The sequence below is a fragment of the Xaviernesmea oryzae genome, from assembly GCF_900109605.1.
Lineage (GTDB): Bacteria > Pseudomonadota > Alphaproteobacteria > Rhizobiales > Rhizobiaceae > Xaviernesmea > Xaviernesmea oryzae.
The window spans coordinates 22,494-34,296 of sequence record NZ_FOAM01000010.1 but is presented as its reverse complement, the minus strand read 5'-3'; the positions used below and the strand labels follow the sequence as shown (position 1 = coordinate 34,296).

Below are 11,803 nucleotides of genomic sequence, written 5' to 3'. Positions count from 1 at the left end.
CCGCAACCAGCCGCCGGACGGCTGGCGCGCGCCACACGAAAAGCCGGGCCTTAAAGCTGCTCGACCGTCACGTCCTCGACGGTTGCCACCGTCAAACGATTGGAGAGCGGCAAGCCAAAGCCGTCGGCCTCGATCTCGAACACATCGCCTGCCTGCGTACGGATGCCGTCACCGAAAGAAAGCGTCGCCGTACCGAACATGTGAACATGCACATCCCCGGGCGCGCGAAACAGGCCGTACTTAAAGTGATGGTGCTCCAGATTGGCGAAGCTGTGCGACATGTTGGTCTCGCCGGAGAGGAACGGCTTCTCCCAGATCACCTGTCCATCGCGCAGGATGCGCGAGGTGCCGCGAATATCCTCAGGGGGGAGGCCCAGGCGGATTTCCGGGCCAAAGCTTGCCGGGCGCAGCTTGGAATGGGCGAGGTAGAGATAGTTGACCCGCTCCATCACATGGTCTGAAAATTCATTCGCAACGGCAAAGCCGATGCGGAAGGGCTGGCCCTTGTCGGAGATCACATAGATGCCGGCCATTTCGGGCTCTTCGCCGCCATCATCGGCGAAAGCCGGCGAAATGAGATCGGCGCCGGGTGCCACCGACGCATAGCCATTGCCCTTGTAGAACCATTCCGGCTGCACGCCGATTGTCCCTGCCGCCGGCTTGCCGCCTTCCAGACCCATGCGGAAGATCCGCATCGTGTCGGTCGTGCCCTCTTCCACCTTCGAAACGGCAGCATGCATGGCGTCGCGCGTGGCGGCTGAACCAAGATGGGTCAGGCCCGTACCGGTCAGGTGCAGATGGGCGGGATCGGGATGGGTGATCGGCGGCAGGAAGGACTTGGCGGCTGCGGCAGCCTTGAGATCCACCGTCTCGCCGAGGCCGTACGCCTCGATCACCTCTTTCAGCCCACGCCCGGAATTGGCGGCCTCCATCGCCAGCGCATAAAGGCTTTCAGCCCCTTTCACCGCGCGCGCTTCGCCACCCTCCTCGCGGACCGCCACGATGATCGATCCGTCCTCGGCCTTCACCTGGGAAATCAGCACTGCCTTCACCTTCCTCATTCTTCATGGCCCAATTTTGATTGGCCTGTTCATCAGGGCCGCCGTCTAGCGCGGCTGCGCCCCTCCCCGCCGGATGCACAGCTGCATGCGATCCGGGCACCTCCTGCAAAAGCGATATCCGCGGCGCGCCGAGGCGCCGCGGGCTCTGAAAGCGAAAGAACCGACTGGACGGATCAACCCTTGTTCTTGTTGTAGACGTCGAAGAACACAGCGGCGAGCAGCACCAGACCCTTGACGAGCTGCTGGTAGTCGATGCCCAGACCCATGATCGACATGCCGTTGTTCATGACGCCCATGATGAAGGCGCCGATGACGGCCCCCATGATGCGTCCGACACCGCCCGAGGCCGAAGCGCCGCCGATGAAGCAGGCCGCGATCACGTCGAGCTCGAAGCCGACGCCGGCTTTCGGGGTGGCCGAGTTCAGGCGGGCAGCGATGATCATGCCGGCGAGCGCAGCCAGAACACCCATGTTGACGAAGGTATAGAAGGTCAACCGTTCGGTGTTGATGCCCGAGAGCTTGGCCGCCTTTTCATTCCCACCCATTGCATAAATGCGTCGGCCGACAGTCGAACGGGTGGTGACGAAGGTGTAGAGCGCGATCAGCACGCCCATGACCACCAGAACGTTCGGCAGGCCGCGATAGGTAGCCAGCTGAAAGCCGAGGAAGATTGCCACCGCGCTGATGATGATCAGCTGCAGCAGGAAGAAGACGAAGGGTTCGTTCTCCGTGCCGTGACGCTGGTTGATGCTGCGCTCGCGGAAGCCGGAATAGATCAGATAACCGACGAGGGCGAGAATGACGATCAGCGCGAAATAGTTCTTGATCAGGCTGGTGGCAGGATCGCCGAGCGGCAGAAGATCGGGAACGAAACCGGTCGACAGCAGCTGGAAATCCGGAGGGAACGGACCAATCGGCCGGTTCTGCAGCACCAGATAGGTCAGGCCACGGAAGACCAGCATGCCGGCGAGCGTGACGATGAAGGACGGGATCTTCTGATACGCCACCCAATAGCCCTGGGCCGCGCCGAGCACGCCACCGAGGATGAGGCAGGCCGGAACCACGATCAGGAAGTGGATTTCCCATTTCACCAGCATGATCGCCGAGATCGCGCCGATGAAGGCGACGATCGAACCAACCGACAGGTCGATATGCCCTGCGACGATGATCAGGAGCATGCCCAGCGCCATGATCACGATGAAGGAGTTCTGCAGAACGAGGTTGGTGATGTTGACCGGGCGGAACAGGACGCCGTCGGTGATCACCTGGAAGAAGATCATGATCACGACGAGCGCGACGAGCAGCCCGTATTCGCGAATATTGGCCTTCAGATAGTCGCCCAGCGATGGCTGGCGCGATGGCGCGCTGGTTTCCAGAGCCATATCAGTGTTTCTCCCCTGAACGCATGATGGCGCGCATGATGGTTTCCTGGCTGGCTTCCTGCTTGGAAAGCTCCGCCACGATGCGTCCCTCGTTCATGACATAGATGCGGTCGCAGGTGCCGAGGAGCTCAGGCATTTCCGACGAGATCATCAGAATGCCTTTTCCTTCGGCCGCGAGCTGGTTGATGATGCTGTAGATTTCGTATTTCGCGCCGATGTCGATGCCGCGTGTCGGCTCGTCGAGAATCAGCACCTGCGGATCGGTGAACAACCACTTGGACAGGACGACCTTTTGCTGGTTGCCGCCCGAGAGGTTGACCGCCTCCTGATAGATCGAATGCGAGCGGATGCGCAGCCGCGCGCGGTAATCGGTCGCCACCTTGGCTTCGCGCCGCTCGTCGATTACGCCACTGGTGGAAACGCCCGGCAGATTGGCGAGCGTCGTGTTGTGCATGATGTTGTTCATCAGCACGAGGCCGAGATGCTTGCGGTCCTCGGTGACATAGGCGAGGCCCGCGTCGATCGCCTTGCGGATGGTGCTGACGTCGACCGGCTGGCCGCGCATCTTCACCTCGCCGGTGATCTTGTGGCCCCAGGAGCGGCCGAAGACGCTCATGGCCGTTTCCGTGCGCCCTGCTCCCATCAAGCCGGCAATGCCGACCACTTCGCCAGCGCGCACGCTGAAATTGATGTCGTGCAGGAACTGCCGGTCCCGGTGCTGCTGGTGGAAAACATTCCAGTTCTTCACTTCCAGCAGCATCTCGCCGATCTTGGGCTCGCGCTTGGGATAGCGATCCTCCATCGCACGGCCGACCATGCCCTTGATGATCCGGTCTTCGCCGATCTCTTCCTTGTGACAGTCCAGCGTCTCTACCGTGCCGCCATCGCGGATCACGGTGATCTTGTCGGCCACCTTTTTGATTTCGTTCAGCTTGTGCGAGATGATGATCGAGGTCATCCCCTGCTTGCGGAACTCCATCAAGAGCGTCAGCAGTGCATCGGAATCGGTTTCGTTGAGCGAAGCGGTGGGCTCGTCGAGGATCAGCAGGCGCACTTTCTTCGACAGCGCCTTGGCGATTTCGACCAGCTGCTGCTTGCCCACGCCGATATCGGTGATGAGCGTGGCCGGCGATTCTTTCAGGCCGACCTTGGCCAAGAGCTCGCGCGTGCGGGCGAAGGTCTGGCGCCAATCGATGACGCCGCCGCTCGCCATCTCGTTGCCGAGAAAGATATTCTCGGCAATCGAGAGCAGCGGCACGAGCGCCAGCTCCTGGTGGATGATGATGATGCCGAGATGCTCGCTGTCGGAGATGGTCGAGAACTGGCGCACTTCGCCATCATAGACGATGTCGCCCTCGTAGCTGCCGGCGGGATAAACGCCAGACAGCACCTTCATCAGCGTCGACTTGCCGGCACCGTTTTCGCCGACGAGCGCATGGATCTCGCCTTCGCGCACCTGCAGATTGACGTTGTCGAGCGCCTTTACGCCCGGGAACGTCTTGGTGATGCCGCGCATCTCGAGGAGAATTTTAGTCATGTCCGGTATTCCTCAGGTGATCCGTGCGCCGTCATGGCGGCAGGACCTGTCCTTCGTGATCGGTCTCGCGCTGGCGGCTGCCACGCGTCGCGCATGCAGGCCGGTCGGCGCATGAAGCGTAAGCGCGTGACGCTGGCGAGAACAGACAGGCGGAACGTGCCAATCAAGCAACGGGCGGCGGCCCAAAAGGCCACCGCCTGTCCATGTGCCACGTTTGAAAGAGGGGCGGCATCCAGTGCCGTCCCTCTCCGGGAGTGACGGGTTCGGCTCAGTTGCCGAGCTGGGCGGCCGTGTAGTAGCCCGAGCCGACGAGAACGTCCTTGGCGTTGGACTTGTCGACGGCAACCGGCTTCAGCAGGTAGGACGGAACAACCTTGACACCGTTGTCGTAGGTCTTGGTGTCGTTCACCTGCGGTTCCTTGCCGTTCATGATCGAGTCGACCATGCTGACCGTAACCTTGGCGAGTTCGCGGGTGTCCTTGAAGACGGTGGAATACTGCTCGTCAGCCAGGATCGACTTGACGGAGGGCAGTTCTGCGTCCTGACCGGTAACGACGGGCATCTTCAGCTCGCCAGAGCCGTAGCCGACGCCCTTGAGCGCGGAAATGATGCCGATCGACAGGCCGTCATAGGGAGACAGCACGCCGTTGACATGGGCGTCGGTGTAGTTGGAAGACAGCAGGTTTTCCATGCGGGCCTGGGCAACAGCACCGTCCCAACGCAGCGTGCCGACCTTGTCCATGCCCTGCTGGCCGGACTTGACGACGATGTCACCGCTGTCGATCAGCGGCTTGAGGACGGACATGGCGCCATCATAGAAGAAGAAGGCGTTGTTGTCGTCAGGCGAACCGCCGAAGAGCTCGACATTCCAAGGCTTTACGCCGGCAAACTTGGCCTTCAGGCCGTTGACGAGCGAGGTTGCCTGGAGAACGCCGACCTGGAAGTTGTCGAAGGTGGCGTAGTAGTCGACATTGCCCGAGTCGCGGATCAGGCGGTCATAGGCGATGACCTTGACGCCGGCCTCATGCGACTTGGCGAGAATGTCCGACAGCGTGGTGCCGTCGATGGCGCCGATCACGAGGACCTTGGCGCCCTTGGTCACCATGTTCTCGATCTGGGCCAGCTGGTTCGGAATATCGTCATCGGCGAACTGCAGGTCCGGGGTGTAGCCGGCTTCCTTGAACAGCTTTTCCATGGTCTCGCCGTCGGAAATCCAACGCGTCGACGTCTTGGTCGGCATGGCGATGCCCACGACGCCCTTCTCTGCCGCCATGGCGGGCGCGACGAAGGAGGCCACGCCGATGGCGGCAGCGGCCAGAAGTGAGGTCAGCAGTTTCATTCAGTCTCTCCCTTGGGTCTCGGACAGGCGGCGCAGGCCGCCTTTGGCATGTGCAACACGGAGCCATCCCTTGCCTCCCCTGGAGGCCGGAACAGGCTTGAAGCTTTGGGTATGAAAGGAGCCCTCCCGGCCCACACCTCCCCCGCGCAACGCACATGGCGGCAAACTGGAATCAAACGACATAACTGTCAAATGCAATATAGGTGTATGCCCATATCAAAGATGTTATATGATGGTCAAACAGTGTGACTAATTAGGTCAATTATCGCTTAAATGTGAGTGAAGCATGGCATTTAGACCTTGCCAAGCGCTTTGCAGCGGCCGGAAGGAAAACAATCCATGATCGACAAGGCTGCGCGCCCTACACGCTCAGATGATCGCGCTGGCCTGGGGATATTCCGGTCCGGGTTGAAAATGAGCCATCTTCAGCTCGTTCTGGCGATCGAGGATCACGGGCAGATCAGCGCCGCGGCGGAAGCGCTCGGCATGTCGCAGCCCGCCGCCTCGCGCATGCTGACGGAGATCGAAAGCGTGCTTCAGGCGCCCCTGTGCGAGCGGGTGGCCCGCGGCGTCGAGCTCACGCGCTATGGCCAGGCGCTGGCCCGGCGGGCGCGCACCATTTTTCTCGAACTGCGCGAGACGACGCGCGAGATCGCGGAATTGAAGGTCGGCAGCAGCGGCAAGGTTTCGCTGGGTTCGGTCACGGGGCCTGCGCTCAGCTTGGCCGTGCCGGCCATTCGCCAGGTCACCACCGCCTATCCCGGCATCGAGATCAGCGTGCAGATCGAAAACAGCAATGTGCTGGTGCGCGAACTCTTGGCCGCGCGGCATGATTTCGTCATCGGCCGGGTGCCTGACGATGTCGAGCCGCGGCAGTTCAACATGGTGGTGATCGGCGAGGAGGACGTGCGGCTGATCGTGCGCGAAGGCCATCCGCTGCTGGAGCGCGAGGCGGTGGAGCCGGCGGATCTGCCGGGTTACGACTGGGTCTTCCAGCCAACGGGCACGCTTCTGCGCCGAGCCGTGGAAGACAGTTTCATGGATGCCGGCGTGCCGTTTCCGCAAACGGTGATCAACACGTCCTCGATCATCCTGACGCTTGCCATCGTGCGCAACACCAATGCTGTCGCGCCCGTCGCCCATGATGTCGCGACGGTCATCGATGGCAGCGGCGGGCAGCTCGGCGGCATTCGCGTCCTGCCCAGCCGCTTCCCCATCAAGATCCGCCCCTATGGCCTGATCACAGCGCGCGGCCGGGCCCTGCCGCCCAGCGCCAAGCTGCTCTACGACCTCATTCTCCAGCAGGGCACGTCAGCTTCGCATCACCCCGAGCCGGCATAGTAGGGGGATCTTTGCCGAGGGCCCGCAGCCATGTTCGCTCGATCCGTGTTTCAATCCGTGCTGGAACGTCTGGCCGCCGAACAGGGTGAGAACGCCAACGCAGCCCCCTCCCCGTCGATCTCCGCCATCCAGGGCCTGTCGGCTGGTTTCGCGCCCGATCGCACGCGTGCGGACCTGCATCACGGGGCTGATGCGGCAGGGGCCTACCGCGCGTTCGGTCAGGAGACGGAACCAGACGACGCCGCGATTCGCCCGAAAGCAGCGCATGCCGCCGGCAAGGCTCCTCCCGCGCCTGAAAAGCCAAAGGCCGCCGCTGCGCCTGAGCCTAAGGTCAAGACCGAGCGGACTATGCCGCGCCATCTCGAGCGCCTCGCACCGGAAGAGATCGCGGCGGAACTCGGCCTGTCGGCCACGGATACGCTCGAAAGCCTGAACGAAAAACGACGCCGCTTTGCCAGGCTCAATCATCCCGACCGTCATGACGCGGCCTTTCAGGCAGCCGCCACGCGGCGCATGACGCTTGCCAATATGCTGATCGACGAAGCTGCAAGGCGCCTGCGCCGGCGGGCAGAGGCTGCGCAGGCCACGCCAGGGAAGGCACGCCGCTCGTCCTGAGGGGTAGCGGTAGAGGATGCAGCCAAACGCGTGAGATGTGCGCACGGCAAGGCGAATCACGCCGACGCGCTCTACCATCACATGCCCGGCATCAAGGCCGCTTGTCGTCCCGGCCAACCTCGTCTGGCGCAGCCGCTTCGCTGGGCACGGCAGGTTCGATGCCGGCAAAAGGCGCATCCGGCGTCTTTGGCTTGAAAAACAGGATCAGCGCGCCCACGACATAGGCGGAAATGATCAGGAAGATCGTGCCCCAGGTCTGCTCGCCATTCCAGAACTCCACCCCCGTCCAGGCAAAGCAGGCGCCGACGATCAGCAGCCGCCGCCAGAGCGGCCGGTAGAACGGATGGTCCGGATCGATCAGCTTGATCATTGAGGCCTCTTGGATGCAGCAAAGCCGCGTTTTGCGGCTCCTGCCCCGCAAATTCAATGGGAAGATGCCGGGCGTCGATGTTTTTCTCGCTCACAAAGCCGTGGCCTCTCATCCTTGAGGGAAAGCGGCGCCGTGCTGAAGCCAGCGCTTGACGGCCGTGGAATGAGCGGAATAAACATTCCGCCACTGGATTTTTTCAACAATACGTTCCGAAACACATGGTGTAGACGGACGGATTGCGACGGGCGTGCGGCACTGCCTTCGAGCGCTGTGCGCCGGCACGGTCCCAACGATTTCAAGCGGGCACAGTCCGCGGCGCTTTTGCAGGGTGAGCGCGATCACACCCGCTTCAACTGCGGCCTTGGCCGCGCGATCGAGAGAAAAACCATGACTGTCAGATTTGGTCTTCTGGGTGCCGGACGTATCGGCAAGGTTCACGCCAAGGCGGTGAGCGCCGATGCCAAGGCAAAGCTCGTGGCCGTGGCCGATGCCTTCCCGGCGGCCGCGCAGGCGATTGCCGACGCCTTTGGCTGCGACGTGCGCACGATCGAGGCGATCGAAGCGGCCAGCGATATCGACGCCGTCGTCATTTGCACACCGACCGACACACACGCCGATCTGATCGAGCGTTTCGCCCGCGCCGGCAAGGCGATCTTCTGCGAAAAGCCCGTGGATCTCGATGCCGAGCGCGTGCGTGCCTGCCTCGACGTGGTGGAACAGACCGGCGGCAAGCTGATGGTCGGCTTCAACCGTCGTTTCGATCCGCATTTCATGGCGGTGCGCAAGGCAATCGACGAGGGACGGATCGGTGATGTCGAGATGGTGACGATCATCTCGCGCGACCCCGGCGCCCCGCCGGTCGATTACATCAAGCGCTCGGGCGGCATCTTCCGCGACATGACCATCCATGATTTCGACATGGCCCGCTTCCTGCTCGGCGAAGAGCCGGTCACGGTGACGGCGCATGCCGCCGTGCTGGTCGATCCGGAGATCGGCAAGGCCGGGGATTACGACAGCGTGTCGGTGATTCTACAGACGGCGTCCGGCCGACAGGCCGTGATTTCCAATTCGCGGCGCGCCACCTACGGCTATGACCAGCGAATCGAGGTGCATGGATCCAAGGGGGTCGTTTCGGCCGAAAACCAGCGTGCGGTATCCATCGAGATCGCCAATGGCGAGGGCTATACCCGTCCGCCGCTGCATGATTTCTTCATGACCCGCTACACCGAGGCCTATGCCAACGAGATCGCCGGCTTCATCGCCGCCATCGAGGAAGGCGCGACCATTTCACCCTCCGGCAAAGACGGTCTCGCCGCCCTGCTGCTGGCGGATGCGGCCGTGAAGTCGGTGACGGAGAAGCGCCAGATCGAGGTTGCGCTCTAATCCACCAGGACAGGCAAGGCGATCTGACCCAAACCCGGCAGGCGACTGCCGGGTTTTTTAATGCCGCCCCGTCCGGCTCAGCTCGCGCGCGCTGTTGCCAGCGTCAGGTCGATCTCGGCCAGGGCTCGGCTCACATGGCCTTCGAAGACCAGCTCATCCTCGCCCGTCATCGGCAGGATCGGCGGCACACCATTCAGCCGCCCCTCATGGGTTTCGGCAAAGGCATCGGTCAGGCCGTCCTGCATCAGCGGCAGAAAGCGAAGGCCAGGGCCGGTCACCGCCACCGGCATGGGGCCGAAGAGGCTGATGACCCGCGCCAGCCCCGCCCCGAGCGCCAGCCCCGCCTGGCGGAAAGCGTAGATCGCCATGCGGTTGCCGGCGCGCGCCTGCGCCGCGATCTTTTCCATTTCCGTGATCGGCACGAATTTGGCGGGGATCGTCTGCGGAGGAACCTGGAAGGCGGTGCGCAGCACGGCGTAAAAGCCCGCATAGGCCTCGACGCAGCCCTGGCTCGCGCAACGACAGAGCGAACCTCCGGCCATGTGCTGCATATGGCCGAAATTCGGAGCCGTGACCTCCCATTCGCCATGCCGGTCGCGCCGGGCGACGCCAAGCCCGATGCTGTGGCCGAGCGAGAGGGCGGCCAGCGCCGGCGCATGTCCCTCCGCCTCCCGTTTGCCGGCAATGGCCTGGGCAACCAGCAGCGACTCGTTGGCCAGCATCACCCGCGCGGGCCAGAGCGGCCTGATCAGCCCGGCGAAATCGAGCGTTGCGCCGCCAAGCACCGGCGACCACAAGAGGCGAGCGCTATCGGCATCGACGATGCCTTTGGAGCTGATCGAAACCGCCAGAACCTGCTCGCGCGCCAAGCGGGAGCGTTCGGCAAGCCGTGCGAGCGCAGTGAGAAAGCTCTGTCCGAATGCGGTAGTTGCGCCATCGGCATGCACGCGCGCCTCCTCGAAGCGGTCGATCAGCCGGCCAGCATAATCGACCAGCGAATATTGGACCACGTCGGAGGAAATGCGCACAGCGGCGACATAGCCGAAATCGCGGCGCGGCTGGAAGAGGACACGGGGACGACCGCGGCCGCCGGCCGGCTTCTGCTCCAGCCGTTCGATCACCCCATCGCGCTCAAGCACGGCGGTAATGGCAGAGACGGTGGCGGAGGCCAGCCCCGTTTCCGCGCAGAGATCCGTATGGGCCATCATGCCCTGCCGACGCATGGCCGAGAGCACGGCGAGGCTGTTGTTCTGGCGCAGCGCCTCTGGCGTGGACGAGCGGATCAGCATCCATGCCTCGCTCGTCGCGACGCCCATCTCAGGCAAATGTGGACATGGCGCGGCCGCATGTTTCGATCGAAATCCTCTTGTGACCCATGTTGACAGGCCAAGTTCTATCTGCCAAATATTTTCTCGACTGTCGAGAAAAACCGGATTTCCGGTCTTTCCGGTCATATGCCGGCTGATGGGAGCCGCCCGGGAGGTTCGGGCGGGAGGCCGGCCTTTGGGAGGACTTCATGACATCAGTGTTCAAGCTGATGACGGGCCTTGCCGTCATCATGTCGCTCAATTCGGTTGCCCAGGCGAAGGATCTCGTCGTCGGCGTCTCCTGGTCGAACTTCCAGGAAGAGCGCTGGAAGACGGACGAGGCCGCCATCAAGGCCGCGCTCGCCAAGTCCGGCGACAAGTACATTTCCGCCGATGCCCAGTCGTCGCCGGCCAAGCAGCTGACCGACGTGGAATCGTTGATTTCGCAGGGCGCCAATGCACTGATCGTTCTGGCCCAGGATTCCGACGCCATCGGCCCGGCCATCGAAAAGGCAGCGGCTGAAGGCATTCCGGTCGTGGGCTATGACCGCCTGATCGAGAACCCGGCCGCCTTCTACATCACCTTCGACAACAAGGAAGTCGGCCGCCTGCAGGCGCAGGAGGTCTTCAAGGTCAAGCCGGAAGGCAATTACGTCTTCATCAAGGGCTCCTCCGCCGATCCGAATGCCGACTTCCTGTTCTCGGGCCAGATGGAAGTGGTCAAGGCCGCCATCGACGCCGGCAAGATCAAGAACGTCGGTGAAGCCTATACCGATGGCTGGAAGCCGGAAATCGCCCAGAAGAACATGGAGCAGTTCCTCACCGCCAACGACAACAAGATCGACGCGGTGGTCGCTTCCAACGACGGCACGGCCGGTGGCGCCATTGCCGCGCTCGACGCCCAGGGCCTCGCCGGCTCCGTTCCGGTGTCCGGCCAGGATGCCGACAAGGCCGCGCTGAACCGCGTCGCACTCGGCACCCAGACCGTGTCCGTCTGGAAGGACAGCCGCGAACTCGGCAAGCGCGCCGCCGAAATCGCCGTGGAGCTGGCCGGTGGCAAGACCATGGACCAGATCTCCGGCGTCCAGACCTTCAATGGCGGCCCGAAAAAGGCCGAGATGAAGTCGGTCTTCCTGAAGCCGCAGCCGATCACCCAGGCCAATCTCGGCACCGTGATCGACGCCGGCTGGATCACCAAGGCGGAAGCCTGCCAGGGCGTCAAGGGCGACAAGGTCCCCGCCTGCAAGTAAGGACGACGTCTTGCCGATAGGAGCGTGAGCGCCCCATCGGCAAGACGGATGCAAACCGGCCACCGCGCAGGATCCGTCGCCTTTTGCGGTGGCGATTGCCTGGAGGCCGTGGACCACGATGCAGCCGCCAGCCTGCATCGTGGTCCTGCTTCACAGAAGGCCAAGCCCTGCCTGAGCGACCCGCTGCCGAAAGCAGGGTTCGGCCAGGGCGCACGTGC

The 11,803-nt window shown here is 63.0% G+C and carries 10 protein-coding genes; 4 read left to right on the top strand and 6 right to left on the bottom strand.

Translation table 11 applies throughout. From position 1 onward, the window contains the following. Positions 1-50: 50 nt before the first annotated feature. The 4 genes from araD1 to chvE form a co-directional block, all read right to left on the bottom strand. Positions 51-1,043 carry an AraD1 family protein gene (gene araD1, locus BMX61_RS13625; protein ID WP_075628350.1) on the bottom strand — a complete coding sequence of 331 codons (993 nt, stop codon included), beginning with the start codon at positions 1,041-1,043 and terminating at the stop codon, positions 51-53. Between the two features lie 191 nt (positions 1,044-1,234). Continuing rightward, positions 1,235-2,443 carry a multiple monosaccharide ABC transporter permease gene (gene mmsB, locus BMX61_RS13620; RefSeq protein WP_075628298.1) on the bottom strand — a complete coding sequence of 403 codons (1,209 nt, stop codon included), beginning with the start codon at positions 2,441-2,443 and terminating at the stop codon, positions 1,235-1,237. Between the two features lies 1 nt (position 2,444). After that, positions 2,445-3,980: a multiple monosaccharide ABC transporter ATP-binding protein gene (mmsA, locus tag BMX61_RS13615; protein WP_075628299.1), complete on the bottom strand. Its 1,536-nt coding sequence runs from the start codon at positions 3,978-3,980 to the stop codon at positions 2,445-2,447. A 268-nt stretch (positions 3,981-4,248) separates the two neighbouring features. Beyond that, positions 4,249-5,319, bottom strand: coding sequence for a multiple monosaccharide ABC transporter substrate-binding protein (chvE, locus tag BMX61_RS13610; RefSeq protein WP_075628300.1), 1,071 nt, complete (start codon positions 5,317-5,319; stop codon positions 4,249-4,251). 339 nt (positions 5,320-5,658) lie between these two features. Here chvE and BMX61_RS13605 point away from each other — a divergent pair, with 339 nt between their 5' ends. Together BMX61_RS13605 and BMX61_RS13600 are read left to right on the top strand one after the other, a co-directional pair. After that, a complete protein-coding gene (locus BMX61_RS13605; protein WP_075628301.1) occupies positions 5,659-6,660 on the top strand; it encodes a LysR family transcriptional regulator in 1,002 nt (333 codons plus the stop codon). Between the two features lie 30 nt (positions 6,661-6,690). After that, entirely contained in the window at positions 6,691-7,275 is a 585-nt protein-coding gene (locus BMX61_RS13600; RefSeq protein WP_075628302.1) for a hypothetical protein, read from the top strand. Between the two features lie 91 nt (positions 7,276-7,366). Here the strand turns inward: BMX61_RS13600 and BMX61_RS13595 are convergent, their stop codons facing one another. Next, on the bottom strand, positions 7,367-7,645 hold the full coding sequence (locus BMX61_RS13595) for a hypothetical protein (protein ID WP_083639489.1): 279 nt from the start codon (positions 7,643-7,645) through the stop codon (positions 7,367-7,369). Positions 7,646-8,032: 387 nt separating this feature from the next. Here BMX61_RS13595 and iolG point away from each other — a divergent pair, with 387 nt between their 5' ends. Beyond that, positions 8,033-9,028: an inositol 2-dehydrogenase gene (gene iolG / locus BMX61_RS13590; protein ID WP_075628351.1), complete on the top strand. Its 996-nt coding sequence runs from the start codon at positions 8,033-8,035 to the stop codon at positions 9,026-9,028. Positions 9,029-9,105: 77 nt separating this feature from the next. Here the strand turns inward: iolG and BMX61_RS13585 are convergent, their stop codons facing one another. After that, positions 9,106-10,317: an ROK family transcriptional regulator gene (locus BMX61_RS13585; protein WP_075628352.1), complete on the bottom strand. Its 1,212-nt coding sequence runs from the start codon at positions 10,315-10,317 to the stop codon at positions 9,106-9,108. 227 nt (positions 10,318-10,544) lie between these two features. On the opposite strand from BMX61_RS13585, the gene xylF reads away from it, so the two are divergent. Beyond that, positions 10,545-11,585: a D-xylose ABC transporter substrate-binding protein gene (gene xylF / locus BMX61_RS13580; protein ID WP_075628303.1), complete on the top strand. Its 1,041-nt coding sequence runs from the start codon at positions 10,545-10,547 to the stop codon at positions 11,583-11,585. Positions 11,586-11,803: the final 218 nt, after the last annotated feature.